We start from the raw sequence: 17,475 nt of genomic DNA on the forward strand, positions 1-17,475 counted from the left end.
ACACAGTGGCTAGCTTTGCCTCGCTACCGCGTTGGAGTGGTGCGCATTATAGGGAGGCCATCGAGAAGGTCAACCTTTAATTTCAATGATTTGAAATATTTCTGGCAAAGCCACTTGAGGGCTACCACCCACCCCACCAATTGCGCACTATATTGCTCACCACCTCCCTCGCCAAAGGATTGCCGCACCTAAATGAACACCCAGCCCCGCAGCCTGGCCGCCACCCTCTTCCCGATCGGCCTACTGCTTATCGCCATGGCATCGATTCAGTCCGGCGCCTCTCTGGCCAAAAGCATGTTCCCCATCATCGGCGCACAAGGCACCACCACCCTGCGCCTGATCTTCGCCAGCATCATCATGCTGCTTATATTGCGCCCGTGGCGGGTACGCATGACCGCCAACACGTTGCGCAACGTGGTCATCTACGGCATGGCACTGGGCGGCATGAACTTCCTCTTCTATATGGCCCTGCAAACGGTACCCATCGGTATCGCCGTGGCCCTGGAATTCACCGGCCCGTTGGCCGTGGCAATCTTCTCCTCGCGCCGACCGATCGATTTCCTGTGGATTGCCCTCGCCATCGCTGGGCTGCTGCTGTTGCTGCCAGCAGGTCACAGCGGCCAGGCACTCGACCCAGTGGGCGCCGCCTATGCGCTGGGGGCGGGTGTGTGCTGGGCGCTGTACATCCTGTTCGGACAACGTGCAGGGGCCGAACACGGCATCCAGAGCGCAGCCCTGGGGGTGGTAGTCGCGGCCCTGTTCGTCGCCCCCATCGGTATCGCCCACGCCGGTAGCGCTCTGCTCACACCTGCCGTAATCCCCATGGCGTTGGCCGTTGCAATACTGTCCACCGCCCTGCCATACAGCCTGGAAATGGTTGCCCTCACGCGAATCCCGGCGCGCACGTTCGGCACCCTGATGAGCATCGAACCGGCATTTGGGGCATTGTCCGGCCTGCTTTTCCTCGGCGAGGTGCTGACGCTTACTCAATGGCTGGCGATTCTGGCAATCATTACCGCCTCGGTCGGCACCACCCTGTCCATGCGCAAGGCACCCAGCCCGGCCATCGCAGCAGACTGATATGAGAAATATTTTCATTTGAGAAAGGATTAGTGATTGTAGCAGCCCGCCTCGCTGATTAAGCTGTCACAGAATCATCATCTTTACGCTATCTACTGGGCCGAACACGGACGCTGGGGGAAGGTTCAGGAAGAACCGAAGCGACAACGACAGGGTCGTGACAACTGATTTGCCCTGCATTTAAGGACAGGAATGAAACAAATTTTTCTCATCCTGGCCATCTTGGCTATTGCTGGATGTGCCGCCACAGCCAAGACCGAGGTCAAACGGGGCAAGAAGGGCCTGCATATCAATTGCTCCGGCCTTTCCTCCTCGTGGGACAATTGCTACAGCAAGGCCGCAAGTTCCTGCAGCACGCGTGGCTACCGGGTTGTTGCGCGCTCGGGCGATAGCGATGAAGAAGCCGGTGACTACTTGTTCGGCATCAACCCGGCGGGTTACACCAGCCGTAGCATGATCGTCATCTGTAAATAGAGAAAAGGGCAGCTCGTAAACTGCCCTTTTTCATCTGCGTTACAGCGGTTCAGTACGCATCTCCAGCCAGGCTAGCGCATCCCCTTGGAGCAAGGGCGCCAGGCGCTCACGTACGCAGGCGTGGTAGCCGTTCAGCCACTCCACCTCCTCCTTGGTCAGCAACTCGGGCAACAGACAGCGGGTGTCGATAGGGCACAGCGTCAAGGTCTCGAATTGCAGGAAGTCACCAAAGGCACTCTTCCCCGCTTCGCGGTTGACCACCAGGTTCTCGATGCGAACGCCCCACTGCCCCGGGCGGTACGTCCCCGGCTCGATCGAGCTGATCATGCCCACTTGCATCGCCGTCTGCGGTGCAGGTGCCGCCTGATAGGCGATTACTTGAGGCCCCTCGTGCACGTTCATGAAGTAGCCCACCCCGTGGCCGGTACCATGGCCATAGTCGACCTGGTCAGCCCAGATCGGCGCCCGGGCAATGGCGTCGAGCAACGGCGACAGTACCCCTCGCGGGAACGTGGCACGCGACAGGGCAATCATGCCCTTGAGTACACGGGTGCAGTCCTGCTTCTGTGCCTGGCTGGGGTTACCGACCGGCACCATGCGGGTGATGTCGGTAGTGCCGCCCAGGTATTGACCGCCCGAGTCGATCAGCAACAAGCCATTACCCTCGATGAGCGCATGCGACTGCTCGGTGGCACGGTAGTGTGGCATCGCGCCATTGCCATTGAAGGCGGCAATGGTAGAAAAGCTCAGTGACACGAAATCAGGGCGTCGAGCACGCGCGGCACTCAATTGCTCGTCAACCGTCAGCTCCGTAATGACCTCCCGGCCGAGGTTCGCCTCGAACCAGGCGAAAAACTCGCACAAGGCTGCGCCGTCCTGCTCCATGACCTGGCGAATATGCACCAGGTCGTCGTCACCCTTGCAGGACTTGCTCAGCGTGGTGGGGTTGAGCCCCTCGACAACCACCACCTCTGCCGCCAGGTTGTCCAGCAGGCCGCAGGTGACCCGGGCCGGGTCCACCAGCAGCCGCGCCCCCGCAGGAATGGTGCCAAGCGCCTTGCCTGCTTCGCTGTAGTCGCGCACCTCGATGCCATCGACCTCCAGCACATGACGCAGGTGCGCGTCCACCTTGTCCTGGCCCACGAACAGGATGGCCTGCTGCTGATTGATCAGGGCAAAGGCCAGGAAAACCGGATTGTAAGAGACATCGCTGCCGCGCAGGTTGAACAGCCAGGCAATGTCATCCAGGGTAGCGATGAAGTGCCAGTCGGCCCCCTTGGCCAGGATGCCCTGGCGCAATTGCGCGAGCTTTTCCGCCCGGCTCACCGTGGCGTGTGGCGGCAGGTGCTGGTACACCGGGTTACCTGGCAGCGCCGGGCGCCCGTCCCAGACCTGACCCAGCAGGTCCATGTCAGTCACCAACTGCGCTCCACGCGCCTTCAGCCGCTCGGCCAGCTGGCGCGCCGAAGCCAGGGCCATGACCGCACCATCCACTGCCACGCGACCGTTGGGCTCGACGTTTTCGCCCAACCATTCCAACGCTCCGGGTTTGCCCGGCAACAGTTTCATCAGTTCGATGCCGCTGCCCTCCAGCTCCCGAGCTGCCTGCTCCCAGTAGCGGCTGTCGACCCACAGCCCGGCAAACCCAGGCGTCACCACCAGCGTACCGACCGAGCCCTGGAACCCCGAAAGCCACTGGCGCCCCTGCCAGTAACCGGGCAGGTATTCGGAAAGATGGGGGTCGGCCGAGGGTACCAGCAAGGCATCGATGCCCGCTGCCGCCATGGCTTGGCGCACGTGCACCAGTCGCTGCGGCACGCTTTGCTCAAGGGTGGTCTGGACGTTCATGCGCTCTCCTGCGGCTTCATAACGGTTGATCCAATAGGCCGATAATGGAACAGCCGCCAGAGCGCTGCAATCGCGACGACCAAGATACGGCATGCCTTGCCCACCACGCCCTGTGCCAATAGGACACTTCCTACAAGAGGACCAGACCACCGATCAAGTTTCCCTGAACTTCCCCAGGACACCGGCTTCACACACAGTACATTCATTGCACACAGGCAAATGACCATGCCCAGTGCCATCGAACCGAAAGCCGGCGTGGTGTTGCTTGACACCCGCGACCACACGCCCGAACACGAGCACGGCGTTCATCTCAAGCTTGCCGAAGGCCTGGCACGTTTACTGGGCTGCCCACTTATACAGCCCATGCGGCCGCCAGATGCTGCCGATGCCTACTATTATCTGCCAACCGAGACCCTGATCGACCCCAGGCGATATGCCGCCTTGGGTATTCGCAGCGAACAGGACCTGTTTGGCGGCATGGTGCCGCACCCCTACATGGCAACCAAGGCGATCTCTCACCCGTTACCCGCCGAGGCCAGCTTCCCGCCGGGCTGGACCGACGACTTTGCCCGACAGGCCAGCGATGCCCTGCTGCGCGGCTACACCGTGTTCAGCAAAGCCGACGCTCGCACTGCCGCACAGTTGCTGCTGCTCGACGGCCCGCTGAGGGTCAAACCGGTACTGGCTTGCGCAGGACGTGGGCAACAGGTCATCACCACTGCAGACGCCCTGGAGCCTCTGCTGGCCGGTATGGATGACCAAACGTTGGCGCTGTGGGGCCTGGTGCTCGAAGAAGACCTGAGCCAGGTGCAAACCTTCAGCGTCGGCCAGGTGCGCGTCGCCGGCTTGACCTGCAGCTACTATGGCACCCAGCAACTGACACGTGACCATCAGGGCACCGAGGTCTACGGCGGTTCTGACCTGGTGGTGGTACGTGGCGACTATCAGGCGTTGCTTCAGCTCCCACTGGAAGACCACCTGCGCCTTGCCATCAACCAGGCCATGGTTTACGAACAAGCCGCCGAGCAACACTTCCCGGGCTTTGTCGCCTCTCGTCGCAACTATGACATCGCCCGCGGCATCAGCCCTTCGGGCCACCTGTGCAGCGGGGTGCTCGAACAATCCTGGCGCCTGGGTGGTGCCAGCAGTGCCGAACTGTTGGCCCTGCAGGCATTTGCCGATGACCCCGCATTGCAACGGGTGCGTGCCTCCACCCACGAAGTATTCGGCAACCCCGACCTGCCCACTGACGCCACCCTCTTTTACCAAGGAAACGACAGTGAACTCGGACAACTCAGTAAATTTGCGCGGATTCGCGAACATGGCCATTCAGAGTGAAACCGTTGAACTGCAGGTCGAGAATGACCGCATCGCCGGCACCTTGGTCAGCCCGGGCACCAAAATGCCGGGCATTCTCTTCGTACACGGCTGGGGCGGCAGCCAGCAACGTGACCTGGCCCGCGCCCGGCATATCACCGGATTGGGATGCGTGTGCATGACCTTCGACCTGCGCGGTCACGAAAAGACCGAAAGCCAACGCCTCACGGTCACCCGTGAACAAAACCTGCAGGACTTGCTGGTGGCTTACGATCGACTGGTCAGCCACCCGGCTGTCGACAGCAGCGCCATCGCCATTATCGGCAGCAGCTATGGCGGTTACCTGGCGACTCTGCTGACCCGCGAACGGCCGGTCAGATGGCTGGCCCTGCGGGTACCTGCCATGTACTGGGATGACGAATGGGGCACCCCGAAGCAAACCCTTGACCGTCAACGCCTGAATGCCTATCGCCAACGCCACCTGGGCCCGGCCGACAACCGCGCGCTGGCCGCGTGCGCCGAATTCGGCGGGGATGTGCTGCTGGTGGAGTCAGAGCAGGATGACTACGTGCCGCACAGTACCTTGATGAACTACCGCTCGGCGTTCGTCAACGCCCACTCGCTCACCCATCGCATCGTCGACGGCGCCGACCACGCACTGTCCAGCGAAGAGAGCCAGAAAGCGTACAGCTCGCTCCTGGCGGCATGGATCAGCGAAATGGTCATAGGTGCCCGCCTGGATCGCTACCCGCACTACGCACCTTGGTATGCCTGAGGACCGCCCACCTGGCAATGCAGGACGCCATCGTCGCCGCGCACCAGGCTGCGCAGGGCCTGGTAGGCGGCGAAGTTGACGCCGCGTGCCTGATGCTGGCCCAGCAGGTCAAGAAAGGATTCTTCGATGAAGTGCACGGCCGCCGCCGCCCAGGCCTGGCGTGACTGCCATTGCAAGTACTGCAACACCCGGCTGCCATCGTCGCTGGCCTGGATGCTCACACCCTGCAGCCCTTCGCAACGCGCAGCCAACGCTTCACTACGGGCCACCAGGGCCTGAGCCAACGCTTGCTGGCACATACTGGGCACTTCGTATTCGATCATCTGGGTAAACCACAAGGCATGAGGTGATGCCAACATCGACAGTCTCCTGGCTACGTACGCATGCAGCGCGATGCCGAGCAGGGTAAAACCTCAAGCAAAGTCAAGGTCAAGTGGTTTCTATAGACCCTGGCCGGATACCGCAAACCGCCGCCGATAGTCACTCGGGGTAAGGCCGGTGACACGCTGGAATACCTTGCGAAACGCGCCCGGATCCTGATAGCCGACACCCCACGCGATCTGTTCAACGTTGCGCCGGGTAAACTCCAGCAAGCGGCATGCACGCCCCACCCTCACCTGCTGGCAATACTCGGTCGGGCGCAGCCCGGTAGCGGCACGAAAGCGCCGCAAGAAAGTGCGCGCCTCCAGCCCCGCGCAGGCCGCCATCGTGGCCAGGTCAGCATCCTGCCCGCCATTGCCCTGCAACCAGTGCTGCACCTTCAACACGGCCTCGTCGCCGTGGTCCAGGCGCGGGTTGAACACAGCGCCGGGCAGCGGCGCCGCGACCGGATCGACGGCCAGATAGCGAGCGGTCTCCTGAGCCACCGTCGCCCCCAAAAAGCGCTCCAGCAAGCGCAAGCCGAGGTCCGTCCAGGCCATCAACCCTGCCGAGGTCACGATGTCGCCGTCATCCAGCAACGGCTGCTGGGCCTCTACCCGCACCCTGGGGAAGCGCTGGGCAAGCGCCTGCACATAATTCCAGTGCGTGCAGGCCGGGCGCCCGTCGAGCAAACCGCTGGCGGCGATGAAAAATACACCGATGCATACCGACGCCAGCACCGTACCACGCGCGTGCAGCAGGCACAGCGGCGCGCGATGACGTTCGAGCAACTCGGCTTGCGGAGCTGACTCCAGGCTTGGCGGAATGATCAGGACGCGCAGGCCCGGCACGGTGACAGCTGAGTTATCCGGCGCAGGCGACAACTGCCCCGTCTCATCTGCCTGCCAGCAACTGACGCGAATGTGCGGCAGCTCGACGGCCCCCAGTTCGGCCGCAACCCGGTTGGCCACCAGGAACAGGTCGGCCAGGCCATGCACAGCGGCGCGCTGCACGCCGGGGTATAGCAGCAAGCCGATATCCAGGTTAGCGCCGGTGTCAGTTTTTGCCCGCATAGTGTCGTTCGCGCCAATCCTCAGGTGAGTGAACACAGCCTATAACTAACGTCTCTCGACGACTACTGCCACAGGAGGCAGCATGAGCAAGCAGGCACTGATCATCATCGACATCCAGAACGACTACTTCCCGGGCGGCAAGTGGTCCCTCGATGGCGCCGACCAGGCGGCCGACAACGCCGCCCGCCTGCTGGCAGCCGCACGCCAGCGCGGCGACCTGGTGGTCCATGTGCGGCATGAGTTCGACACTGCCGATGCACCCTTCTTTGCCCCCGGCTCGGAGGGTGCGGCCATCCACGCCAAGGTCGAGCCATTGCCGAGCGAGCCGGTGGTGCTCAAGCACAAGGTCAACGCCTTCCTCGGTACCGATCTAGAGCACACACTGGACCGGCATGGCGTCGAGGCGCTGACCATCGTCGGCAGCATGAGCCACATGTGCATTGACGCCGCCACCCGGGCTGCAGCCGACCTGGGCTATCAAGTGACTGTGGCGCACGATGCCTGCGCAACCCTGCCCCTGGCGTTCGACGGCAAGCAGGTGCCGGCGGCTCATGTGCACGATTCGGCGATGGCGGCGTTGGCGTTTGCCTATGCCAATGTGGTGAAGACCGACGAGCTGCTGAAAAGCTGATCGGCTTGAGACCTTTGGGGCTGCACAGCAGCCCCAAAGCCTGCAGCCTCAAATCGCCACATTGCGCACAAACCGAACAGCCACCACGCCATCGTTACGGTAGGCATACCGGCAGTTGCTGGGGAACACATGGAACTGCCCCACCTGCAAGCGATGCTCGACCTCTTCGATGATCAGCGTCAGCTGCCCATCGACCACATAAATCTGCTCGCTCCAGCCTTCGGCATCGGCCTCACTGTGATAGCACTCCCCCGGTGCCAAGGTCCATTCCCAAAGTTCCACCTCGCGCCTTGCCGGGCTGGTGCCCAGCAACACCGCTCGGCTCTGCGGGTGTTCGCCAGCCCACGCCAGCTCTTCAATGCGCCCGGGGTCGCGCAGGTCTGGCGCCTGGATCAGGGTACTGAAAGCCACGCCCAAGGCTTCGGCAATCAGGTCCAATGTGGTCAGGCTGACATTCTTCTCGCCCGCCTCGATCGCGACCAGCATGCGCCGGCTGACCCCTGAACGCTCGGCCAGCGCCGCCTGACTCAAGCCGGCGGCGTTGCGCAGACTGCGCACATTGAGGCTGACATGTTGCAGCACCGATGCCCGGTGCGAAGAATCCTTGTGCACTATATTGCTCACTGGTCAAGATTGCGCAGTATACTGCCCACTTTTGCGGCGATTGTGCGCCGCCCTTTCCGAGTGTGCAAGACCATGAATCAGCCCAGCAGCAAGCCTACCCCTGCCGTCACCTTCCGCCTGAGCAAGGCCGAACTGGTGCTGGTATTCATCACCATGTTGTGGGGCGGCACGTTCCTGTTGGTGCATAACGTAATGACCGTCAGCGGCCCGATGTTCTTCGTCGGCCTGCGTTTTGCGGCAGCCGCGCTGTTCGTTGGTGTGGTCTCGGCGCGAGCGCTGCCCGGCCTGACCTTCACCGAACTGAAGGCCGGCATGCTGATCGGCGTGTCGATCATGCTCGGCTATGGCCTGCAGACCATGGGCCTGCAAACCATCAGCAGCAGCCAGTCAGCGTTCATCACTGCGCTGTACGTCCCGTTCGTGCCGCTGCTGCAGTGGCTGGTGCTGGGGCGGCGGCCTGGCCTGATGCCCAGCATGGGTATCTGCCTGGCATTCATCGGCCTGATGCTGCTGGCCGGGCCGGAAGGCGGCAGCCTGCGTTTCAGCGAGGGCGAACTGGTCACCCTGATCAGCGCCGTGGCCATCGCCGGTGAAATCATTCTGATCAGCCGCTACGCCGGTCAGGTCGATGTGCGCCGGGTTACGGTGGTGCAACTTGCGACCGCATCGCTGCTGGCGTTTCTCATGATCGTGCCGACCCAGGAGCGCCTCCCCGACTTCTCCTGGCTGTTGCTTGCCAGCGCAGTGGGCCTTGGCGCAATGAGTGCGGTCATCCAAGTGGCAATGAACTGGGCACAGAAGTCGGTCTCGCCTACCCGCGCCACACTCATCTATGCCGGTGAACCGGTGTGGGCCGGCATCGTCGGGCGTCTGGCTGGCGAGCGCCTGCCTGGCGTGGCGCTGCTCGGCGGCCTGCTGATCGTGGTTGCCGTGGTAGTCAGTGAACTCAAGGTGCGGCGCCCTCGCGAAACCGTCGAAACACGCGATGTGCAGAACCCAGGCGAACGCCAGGCGGGGCTGTAAAACAGCCAGCAGCGGCTATTCTTTGTAAAAAACTGTTATAAAAAAACCGCTTGTCACAGCCGGTTTGTAGGATTCTGCGACAGCTTGCGTGTTGGTGATAAACACCTCGGCACGTATGATTCTTTGCAAACTTCTCCAGAATAGGCCGCTATGTCCTTGATAGTGCTATTGCTTCTGCCGTTCGTGGGCAGTTGCCTGGCAGCTGTGCTGCCGCACAACGCACGTAACGCCGAGTCCATTCTTGCCGGGCTCGTAGCCCTGGTCGGCACCGTCCAGGTAGCACTTCTGTACCCTCAGATTGCCCATGGTGGCGTCATTCGCGAAGAGTTCCTGTGGTTACCCAGCCTGGGGCTGAACCTGGTGTTGCGCATGGACGGCTTTGCCTGGCTGTTCTCGTTGCTGGTACTGGGCATTGGCACGCTGGTATCGCTGTATGCGCGCTACTACATGTCACCGCAAGACCCGGTACCACGCTTCTTCGCGTTCTTCCTGGCCTTCATGGGCGCCATGCTCGGCCTGGTCATCTCCGGCAACCTGATCCAACTGGTGTTCTTCTGGGAACTGACCAGCCTGTTCTCCTTCCTGCTGATCGGCTACTGGCACCACCGCGCCGACGCCCGTCGCGGCGCCTACATGGCGCTGATGGTAACCGGTGCAGGCGGCTTGTGCCTGCTGGTAGGGGCCCTGCTGCTCGGCCATGTGGTCGGCAGCTATGACCTGGACAAGGTCCTGGCTGCCGGGCATACCATCCGCCAGCATGCGCTTTACCCGGTGCTGCTGCCCCTGATACTCATCGGCGCCCTGACCAAGAGCGCACAGTTTCCCTTCCAGTTCTGGCTGCCCCACGCCATGGCAGCGCCCACACCGGTGTCGGCCTATTTGCACTCGGCCACCATGGTCAAGGCCGGGGTGTTCCTGCTGGCACGCCTGTGGCCGGTACTTTCCGGTAGCGAGGAGTGGTTCTGGATCGTCGGCGGTGCCGGCGCCCTCACCCTGCTGCTCGGCGCTTTCGCCGCCATGTTCCAAAATGACCTCAAGGGCCTGCTGGCCTACTCGACCATCAGCCACTTGGGCCTGATTACCCTGCTGCTGGGCCTTAACAGCCCGCTGGCTGCCGTCGCCGCGGTATTCCACATTCTCAACCATGCCACCTTCAAGGCCTCGCTGTTCATGGCCGCCGGCATCATCGACCACGAGAGCGGCACCCGTGACATTCGCCGCCTCAGCGGCCTGATCCGCCTGGTGCCCTACACCGCGACCCTGGCCATGGTCGCCAGCGCCTCGATGGCCGGCGTGCCGCTGATGAACGGCTTCCTGTCGAAGGAAATGTTCTTCGCCGAAACGGTATTCATCAGCTCCACCGCCTGGGTCGAGGCCACGCTGCCGGTAATCGCCACCCTGGCCGGCACCTTCAGCGTGGCGTATGCCCTGCGCTTTACCGTCGATGTATTCTTCGGCCCGACGGCCCAGGACCTGCCCCATACCCCGCACGAGCCGCCACGCTGGATGCGTGCTCCGGTGGAGCTGCTGGTGCTCACGTGCCTGGTCGTGGGCATCTTCCCCACCCAGTCGGTCGGCCCCCTGTTGGCCGCTGCGGCCCTGCCGGTGGTTGGCGGCACCCTGCCGGAATACAGCCTGGCCATCTGGCATGGCTGGAACGCGCCGATGATCATGAGCCTGGTCGCCATGAGCGGCGGCATCGTCCTGTACCTGTTGCTGCGTAAACAACTGCGCCTGGGTCGCTTCCCCTACCCGCCCGTGATCGAGCGCTTCAATGGCAAGCGATTGTTCGAGCACGGCCAGGTTCACCTGATGTTGCTGGCGCGTCGCATCGAACGCCTGTTCACCACCCGGCGGCTGCAGTCGCAGCTGTTCATGCTGGTATTCGCCGCGTTCCTCGCGGGCCTCACGCCGATGCTCAATAGCGGCCTGAGCTGGGGTGATCGCCCGAAGATTCCGGGTTCCGGTGTATTCGTCGCCCTGTGGCTGATCGCCATTGCCTGCGCCATCGGCGCCGCCTACCAGGCCAAGTACCACCGCCTGGCGGCACTGATCATGGTCAGCGTCTGCGGCCTGATGACCTGCATCACCTTCGTCTGGTTCTCTGCGCCCGACCTGGCACTGACCCAGTTGGTGGTGGAAGTGGTCACCACCGTTCTGATCCTGCTCGGCCTGCGCTGGCTGCCACGGCGTATCGAAGGCGTGTCGCCGCTGCCGGGTAGCCTGGAGCGCGCGCGCCTGCGCCGCCTGCGCGACTTGCTGCTGGCCGTGCTGGTGGGTGGCGGCATGGCCGTGCTGTCGTACGCCATGCTGACCCGACCGACGCCCAACGACATTTCCTCGTTCTATTTGAGCCGTGCATTGCCTCAGGGCGGCGGCACCAATGTGGTCAATGTCATGCTGGTCGACTTCCGCGGCTTCGATACCCTCGGTGAAATTACCGTGTTGGTGGCTGTGGCACTGACGGTGTTCGCCCTGCTACGGCGCTTCCGTCCTCCGAAAGAGAGCATGCAGCTGCCGGCGCAACAACGCCAGCTGGCGCCGGACGTAGTCACCGACCTGATCAACCCGCGGCATGCCACCGATACCGCGCTGGGCTTCATGATGGTGCCGGCAGCGCTGGTGCGCCTGCTGCTGCCGATCGCCTTGCTGGTGTCGATGTACCTGTTCATGCGCGGGCACAACCAGCCCGGTGGCGGGTTTGTCGCTGGCTTGGTCATGTCGGTGGCGTTCATCCTCCAGTACATGGTGGCCGGCACCCAGTGGGTCGAGGCGCAGATGAGCCTGCGGCCGCTGCGCTGGATGGGTACCGGGCTGCTGTGCGCGACCCTGACCGGCGTCGGCGCCATGCTGCTGGGTTACCCGTTCCTCACCACCCATACCGCCCACTTGCACCTGCCGTTGCTGGGTGATGTGCACGTGGCCAGCGCGCTGTTCTTCGATATTGGCGTATACACCGTCGTGGTCGGCTCGACCCTGCTGATCCTCACGGCCCTGGCGCACCAGTCGGTGCGCGCCTACCGCCCGGGCAACCCGGCAAAAACCAGCCAAGCAGGAGCCGCCTGATGGAAGAAGTGATTGCAGTCGCCATCGGCGTGCTGGCTGCCTCCGGAGTGTGGCTGATCCTGCGCCCGCGTACCTACCAGGTGATCATGGGCCTGTGCCTGCTTTCTTACGGGGTCAACCTGTTCATCTTCAGCATGGGCAGCCTGTTCATCGGCAAGGAGCCAATCATCAAGGATGGTGTTACCCAGGACCTGTTGCATTACACCGACCCGCTGCCACAGGCACTGGTGCTCACCGCCATCGTCATCAGTTTCGCCATGACCGCGCTGTTCCTGGTGGTGCTGCTGGCCTCGCGCGGCCTGACCGGTACCGACCACGTGGACGGCCGGGAGCGTGACGAATGAGTGATATCAGTCAACTGATTGTCGCCCCCATCCTGCTGCCGCTGATTACGGCGGCGATGATGTTGCTGCTGGGTGAAAAGCACAGGCACATCAAGGCCAGGCTGAACCTGCTGTCTACCTTCTCCGGCCTGGTGATCGCGGTCTGTCTGCTGCTGTGGGTGCGCACCCAGGGCCAGGCAGCGTCGATCGGCGTGTACCTGCCGGGCAACTGGCCAGCGCCGTTTGGCATCGTGCTGGTGGTGGACCACCTGTCCGCGCTCTTGCTGACCCTGACCGGGGTCATCGGTTTCAGCGCGCTGCTATTTGCCCGTGCCCGCTGGGACGGTGCAGGGGCCAGCTTCCATGCGCTGTTCCAGATCCAGCTGATGGGGCTGTACGGCGCCTTCCTCACCGCCGACCTGTTCAACCTGTTCGTCTTCTTCGAAGTGCTGCTGGCCGCCTCCTATGGCCTGCTGCTGCATGGTTCGGGGCGTGCGCGGGTGCGCGCCGGCCTGCACTACATCGCTATCAACCTGTTCGCCTCGTCGCTGTTCCTGATCGGCGCAGCGATGCTGTATGGCGTGACCGGCACCCTGAACATGGCGGACCTGGCGCTGAAGATTCCACTGGTACCGGAGGCCGACCGTGGCCTGCTGCATGCCGGCGCGGCAATCCTGGCCATGGCCTTCCTGGTCAAGGCCGGTATCTGGCCGCTGAACTTCTGGCTGGTGCCAGCTTACGCGTCTGCCAGCGCGCCGGTGGCTGCACTGTTCGCCATCATGACCAAAGTCGGCCTGTACGCCGTGCTGCGCCTATGGACGCTGCTGTTCTCCGAACAGGCCGGGGCCTCGGCACATTTCGGCGGCGAATGGCTGGTTTACGGCGGCCTGGTTACCCTGGCGGTGGCAGCGGTATCAATTCTGGCGGCACAGCGCCTGGAGCGTATGGCGGCACTCAGTATCCTGGTCTCGGCCGGCACGCTGCTGGGTGCGGTGGGTTTTGCCCAGGCGGCTCTGACCGGCGCGGCGCTGTTCTATCTGGTCAACTCGACCCTTGCGCTGTGCGCACTGTTCCTGCTCGCCGAACTGGTCGAACGCTCGCGCTCGGCCAATGAAGCGCCGCTGGACGAAGAAGAAGACGCCATGCCGCCGCCACTGGAATCACTGCACCCGCCCAAGGGCATCAACCTCGACGATGAACAGCAGGTGGTAATCGGCCAGATCATCCCGTGGACCATGGCCTTCCTCGGCCTCAGCTTCATCGCCTGTGCACTACTGATCATCGGCATGCCGCCGCTGTCGGGCTTTGTCGGCAAGCTCAACCTGATCAGTGCGCTGTTCAATCCACTGGGCCTCGGCGTACCGGCCGAGCAGCCCCTGAGTGCCGCCGGCTGGGGCCTGGTGGCGTTGCTGATCCTATCCGGCATGGCCTCGCTGATCGCCTTCGGCCGCGTCGGCATCCAGCGTTTCTGGAAGCCCGAAGAGCGTCCGTCCCCGGTCCTGCGGCGCTATGAATGCCTGCCCATTGTCATCCTGCTCGGCCTGTGCCTCATCCTCAGCCTCAAGGCCGAGCCGTTGCTGCGCTACACCCAGGACACTGCCGCCAGCCTGCAGGCCCCCGATGCCTATATCGACGCTGTGATGGCCGCCCGGCCGATTCCTGGCCCCACCTCGCGCGACGCACAGGTGCAGCCATGAACCGACTGTTCCCCGCCCCACTGCTATCGGTCTCGCTGTTCGGCCTGTGGCTGCTGCTGAACCTCTCGGTCAGCCCTGGCAACCTGCTGCTGGGCGCCGCACTTGGCATACTGGCGCCACTGTTGATGGCGCCCCTGCGCCCGCAGCATGCACACGTACGGCGCCCCCTGGTCATCGCCCGCCTGATCGTCCGGGTCGGCATCGATGTGATCAGCTCCAACCTGCTGGTGGCCCGTGGTGTGCTGCGGGCCGGCAAGCAGCCGCCACGCTCTGCGTTCGTTCATATACCACTGGCACTGCGTGACCCCCACGGGCTGGCAGCGCTGTCGATGATCACCACGGTGGTGCCTGGCACAGTCTGGTCCGAACTGGCACTGGACCGCAGTGTGCTGTTGCTGCATGTGTTTGAGCTGGACGATGAAGCGGCCTTCATACAGCACTTCAAGGACACCTACGAACGCCCGCTTATGGAGATTTTCCAATGACAGGCCTGCTCGCCAATGCCGTCCTCGCCAGCCTGTTCATCTTCGCCCTGGCCATGAGCCTGGCGCTGATCCGGCTGTTCCGTGGCCCGTCCGCCCAAGACCGCGTGCTGGCCCTGGACTACCTGTACATCCTGGCGATGCTCACCATGCTGGTGCTGGGCATCCGTTATGCCAGTGACACCTACTTCGAAGGTGCCCTGCTGATTGCACTGTTTGGTTTCGTCGGCTCGTTTGCCTTGGCCAAGTTTCTGCTGCGCGGTGAGGTGATCGAATGAGCGAAGCCCTGGTACTGCCCTTCTGGCTGGAGCTGGTCACCGCCGCGCTACTGCTCACCGGCAGCCTGTTCGCGCTGGTCGGTGCTATAGGCCTGGTACGCCTGAAAGACTACTTCCAGCGCATGCACCCGCCAGCGCTGGCCTCGACCCTTGGCGCCTGGTGCGTTGCGCTGGCCTCGATCATCTACTTTTCGTGGCTCAAGGGCACCCCTGTGCTACACGCGTGGCTGATTCCGATCCTGCTGTCGATCACCGTGCCGATAACCACGCTGTTGCTGGCGCGGGCGGCGCTGTTTCGCAAACGCATGTCGAAAGAGCCGGTGCCTGAAGAGGTCAGCAGCGGCCGAGACCGTGGCAATTGAAGGTCTGCCGTCTCAATCTTGGCTGAGGCGCTGCAACTCGCGCCGGACCATGGCGGCATATGGCGGCGGGCTGAGGCGATAGAGCTCAGCCGCTACCCAAGTCAACCAGGCGCCTTGCAGCTTCTCACGCCCGGCCAGCAAACGCTCTGCCTCAGCCACGGCATCTGCCTGGTGCTGCCGATGAAACTCGGCCCGCGAGGCTGGTGCGTCGTCACTGTCGGTCATTCGCTGGCCTTGAAGGTGGTCAGTTCACCCTTGCGCCATTTGGCGACTTTGCCAGTCACTGCTTTAAGCAACTTGCCCAGGCCTTCCTGCACTTGCTGCTGCGCGGCGAATACCAGCATCACGCCATGGCCTTCACGAAATACGATGCCCTCGCCTTCCGGCACAGAAACGAAGGCGTAATCACCCACGCCATACACATTCAACTTGATGTCGCGAAAGCGCATTTCCAGCTTGCCACCTTCACGGCTGGGCAATACGGCAGCACGAAAGTGGTCGCCGACTTTCAGTTCAAGGCGCTGCTTGTCATCGACCACCAGTGCACTCTCGGTGTCGATTTCGGCCATGTACAGGCCTTCAGGACTCTGTTCGGTGACATAGATGAAGCGGCCCTGAAACAGTTGGGCCAATTTACCGCGCAAGTCGCCCAGGGCGAACAACGCATGCGTATCAAGTGTGCTGACTGCCAATGAAGTAATCCTCAACCGGTTACAACCCGCCCTCACCCCAAGCTCGGGGAGGCACGGCCATTTCTTATCGATAGGCAAAAAGAGTAATAAAGCGATATGCGAAATGTCTGTGCTCGCTGACGATGCAGCGTGCAGGAATCTTTACTCTGGTTTGCCAGACTCGCCCTCAACCGAAGGCGTTTGGCTCATTCCCGGCTTGGGAAGCGTGATGCCTGAAATCACTCGCCAGAAATCGCAACCAATGGCGTGAGCCTGCAAGAAGACAAGCCCTAGCATCCATGTGCGCATTACTGTAGGACAAATATGCCCGAAAACACCGAAACCCGTCGAGAGGCAATAAACATTTTCAGGCAGCCAGGCCTTTCTTCAGTTGCAGTTGCCAGGCAGCCTGACACTCAAGCGCTTCTTCGCGCGTAGCGAAGGCGGTGCCGCGGCGCTCGCCATTGACCAGCACGACCCAGCAAATGCGCTTGCCCAGCGCCTGCAAGGTGGCCGGCACACCCGACCCTATCATCACAGCCACATCGACTCGGCTATTCATCATCCCCTCCGGAATTTAATTAGCACCCTAACGATAAAGCTATGATACGCCCGACAGTGACGCGGAAACAGCGCATCCCGGTACATCAGTGTTTCGTAAGGCGTAACAAAAACGGTATCGACAAGAAACGCAAAAAGCCCCAGGAATTGCTTCGAGGGGCTTGCACCACGCGCGGGTTTATACCTGACGCTGGTGGCGGTCGAGCTGCTCGTGGCGCTCCTGGGCTTCGATGCAGTACTTGGTGGTCGGGCTGATCAGCAAGCGCTTCAGACCGATAGGCTCACCACTGTCATCGCACCAGCCGAAGCTTTCATCGGCAATACGGTCCAGGGCCATTTCCAGCTGTGGCAGCAGGCGCTGGTCGCGGTCGATGGCATTTACCAGCCAGCTACGTTCTTCTTCGACCGAAGCCACGTCGGCGGGGTCTGACGGGGTGTCCAGGCCTTCGATGGTGGTGCGGCTGAGTTCGATGCGTTCATGGGTTTCGACTTTCATCGCCTGCAGTAGCTCAGTAAAGAAGGCAAGCTGGTCGGCGTTCATGTAGTCATCGGCCGACATGGCCAGCAACTGTTCCTTGGTCATCGATTTCTCTATGAAAAAATGTGCATTTGGGCGATTCATGTGCCGTCGATGCCTATGCATCGCCAGCGGAATTCTTCAAGCGCCAACCGGCACTCTTTTACAGGGGGCGGCAGTCTAAGGCGCCACGCCGCGTGGAGCAACTGCAAATGGGTGCGAATTTGCTTCCACTGCTCACAATCCGCCGGTCGGCACCCCAGCTCAGCTGAAGGGCCAGTAGTAAACTGTGAATCTGGCAGTGCCCATCCGC

General features: G+C 62.4%; 20 protein-coding genes. 12 read left to right on the forward strand and 8 right to left on the reverse strand.

The window, feature by feature from the left end; translation table 11 throughout:
* The first annotated feature begins 192 nt into the window (after positions 1-192).
* Positions 193-1,080: a threonine/homoserine exporter RhtA gene (gene rhtA, locus ACF8Q6_RS02490; protein WP_012053090.1), complete on the forward strand. Its 888-nt coding sequence runs from the start codon at positions 193-195 to the stop codon at positions 1,078-1,080.
* A gap of 192 nt (positions 1,081-1,272) precedes the next feature.
* On the forward strand, positions 1,273-1,554 hold the full coding sequence (locus ACF8Q6_RS02495; RefSeq protein ID WP_012053092.1) for a hypothetical protein: 282 nt from the start codon (positions 1,273-1,275) through the stop codon (positions 1,552-1,554).
* A gap of 39 nt (positions 1,555-1,593) precedes the next feature.
* Here the strand turns inward: ACF8Q6_RS02495 and ACF8Q6_RS02500 are convergent, their stop codons facing one another.
* Positions 1,594-3,402 (reverse strand): aminopeptidase P family protein, encoded by a 1,809-nt coding sequence (locus ACF8Q6_RS02500; protein WP_392489655.1) that lies wholly within the window; start codon positions 3,400-3,402, stop codon positions 1,594-1,596.
* Positions 3,403-3,621: 219 nt separating this feature from the next.
* On the opposite strand from ACF8Q6_RS02500, the gene ACF8Q6_RS02505 reads away from it, so the two are divergent.
* Positions 3,622-4,740, forward strand: a complete 1,119-nt coding sequence (locus ACF8Q6_RS02505) for a DUF3182 family protein (RefSeq protein WP_392489656.1) — start codon at positions 3,622-3,624, stop codon at positions 4,738-4,740.
* Entirely contained in the window at positions 4,724-5,494 is a 771-nt protein-coding gene (locus tag ACF8Q6_RS02510) for a S9 family peptidase (RefSeq protein WP_012053095.1), read from the forward strand. The genes ACF8Q6_RS02505 and ACF8Q6_RS02510 overlap by 17 nt, the downstream gene beginning before the upstream one ends.
* Here the strand turns inward: ACF8Q6_RS02510 and ACF8Q6_RS02515 are convergent.
* A complete protein-coding gene (locus ACF8Q6_RS02515) occupies positions 5,473-5,853 on the reverse strand; it encodes an antibiotic biosynthesis monooxygenase (protein WP_014753863.1) in 381 nt (126 codons plus the stop codon). The genes ACF8Q6_RS02510 and ACF8Q6_RS02515 overlap by 22 nt on opposite strands.
* Before the next feature lie 81 nt (positions 5,854-5,934).
* On the reverse strand, positions 5,935-6,927 hold the full coding sequence (locus tag ACF8Q6_RS02520; protein ID WP_392489657.1) for a GlxA family transcriptional regulator: 993 nt from the start codon (positions 6,925-6,927) through the stop codon (positions 5,935-5,937).
* 82 nt (positions 6,928-7,009) lie between these two features.
* On the opposite strand from ACF8Q6_RS02520, the gene ACF8Q6_RS02525 reads away from it, so the two are divergent.
* Entirely contained in the window at positions 7,010-7,558 is a 549-nt protein-coding gene (locus ACF8Q6_RS02525) for a cysteine hydrolase family protein (RefSeq protein WP_392489658.1), read from the forward strand.
* A gap of 48 nt (positions 7,559-7,606) precedes the next feature.
* Here ACF8Q6_RS02525 and ACF8Q6_RS02530 read toward each other — a convergent pair whose 3' ends face one another.
* The gene (locus tag ACF8Q6_RS02530) at positions 7,607-8,170 is read right to left on the reverse strand and encodes a helix-turn-helix domain-containing protein (RefSeq protein ID WP_088513369.1); all 564 of its coding nucleotides are present in this window, start codon (positions 8,168-8,170) and stop codon (positions 7,607-7,609) included.
* An 84-nt stretch (positions 8,171-8,254) separates the two neighbouring features.
* Here ACF8Q6_RS02530 and ACF8Q6_RS02535 point away from each other — a divergent pair, with 84 nt between their 5' ends.
* From ACF8Q6_RS02535 to ACF8Q6_RS02565, 7 genes are all read left to right on the forward strand, one after another.
* Positions 8,255-9,205 (forward strand): DMT family transporter, encoded by a 951-nt coding sequence (locus tag ACF8Q6_RS02535; RefSeq protein ID WP_108191643.1) that lies wholly within the window; start codon positions 8,255-8,257, stop codon positions 9,203-9,205.
* A gap of 150 nt (positions 9,206-9,355) precedes the next feature.
* Complete coding sequence (locus ACF8Q6_RS02540; RefSeq protein WP_064491045.1) at positions 9,356-12,271, forward strand: monovalent cation/H+ antiporter subunit A; 2,916 nt, start codon at positions 9,356-9,358, stop codon at positions 12,269-12,271.
* Entirely contained in the window at positions 12,271-12,615 is a 345-nt protein-coding gene (locus ACF8Q6_RS02545) for a Na+/H+ antiporter subunit C (protein WP_003250128.1), read from the forward strand. The genes ACF8Q6_RS02540 and ACF8Q6_RS02545 overlap by 1 nt, the downstream gene beginning before the upstream one ends.
* On the forward strand, positions 12,612-14,291 hold the full coding sequence (locus ACF8Q6_RS02550; RefSeq protein WP_392489659.1) for a monovalent cation/H+ antiporter subunit D: 1,680 nt from the start codon (positions 12,612-12,614) through the stop codon (positions 14,289-14,291). Before ACF8Q6_RS02545 ends, ACF8Q6_RS02550 begins: the two co-directional genes overlap by 4 nt.
* Complete coding sequence (locus ACF8Q6_RS02555) at positions 14,288-14,776, forward strand: Na+/H+ antiporter subunit E (protein ID WP_161775355.1); 489 nt, start codon at positions 14,288-14,290, stop codon at positions 14,774-14,776. The genes ACF8Q6_RS02550 and ACF8Q6_RS02555 overlap by 4 nt, the downstream gene beginning before the upstream one ends.
* Positions 14,773-15,051: a K+/H+ antiporter subunit F gene (locus ACF8Q6_RS02560; protein WP_010953203.1), complete on the forward strand. Its 279-nt coding sequence runs from the start codon at positions 14,773-14,775 to the stop codon at positions 15,049-15,051. Before ACF8Q6_RS02555 ends, ACF8Q6_RS02560 begins: the two co-directional genes overlap by 4 nt.
* Positions 15,048-15,413, forward strand: coding sequence for a Na+/H+ antiporter subunit G (locus ACF8Q6_RS02565; RefSeq protein ID WP_221101186.1), 366 nt, complete (start codon positions 15,048-15,050; stop codon positions 15,411-15,413). Before ACF8Q6_RS02560 ends, ACF8Q6_RS02565 begins: the two co-directional genes overlap by 4 nt.
* A gap of 12 nt (positions 15,414-15,425) precedes the next feature.
* Here the strand turns inward: ACF8Q6_RS02565 and ACF8Q6_RS02570 are convergent, their stop codons facing one another.
* The 4 genes from ACF8Q6_RS02570 to ACF8Q6_RS02585 form a co-directional block, all read right to left on the reverse strand.
* Complete coding sequence (locus ACF8Q6_RS02570; protein WP_392489660.1) at positions 15,426-15,638, reverse strand: hypothetical protein; 213 nt, start codon at positions 15,636-15,638, stop codon at positions 15,426-15,428.
* Entirely contained in the window at positions 15,635-16,105 is a 471-nt protein-coding gene (locus ACF8Q6_RS02575) for a hypothetical protein (protein WP_014591718.1), read from the reverse strand. The genes ACF8Q6_RS02570 and ACF8Q6_RS02575 overlap by 4 nt, the downstream gene beginning before the upstream one ends.
* A 346-nt stretch (positions 16,106-16,451) precedes the next feature.
* Positions 16,452-16,646 carry a hypothetical protein gene (locus tag ACF8Q6_RS02580; RefSeq protein WP_003250100.1) on the reverse strand — a complete coding sequence of 65 codons (195 nt, stop codon included), beginning with the start codon at positions 16,644-16,646 and terminating at the stop codon, positions 16,452-16,454.
* Between the two features lie 177 nt (positions 16,647-16,823).
* Complete coding sequence (locus ACF8Q6_RS02585; protein WP_003250099.1) at positions 16,824-17,228, reverse strand: TraR/DksA family transcriptional regulator; 405 nt, start codon at positions 17,226-17,228, stop codon at positions 16,824-16,826.
* Positions 17,229-17,475: the final 247 nt, after the last annotated feature.

It is taken from the genome of Pseudomonas sp. GLN_2 (assembly GCF_043106005.1).
GTDB lineage: Bacteria > Pseudomonadota > Gammaproteobacteria > Pseudomonadales > Pseudomonadaceae > Aquipseudomonas > Aquipseudomonas alloputida.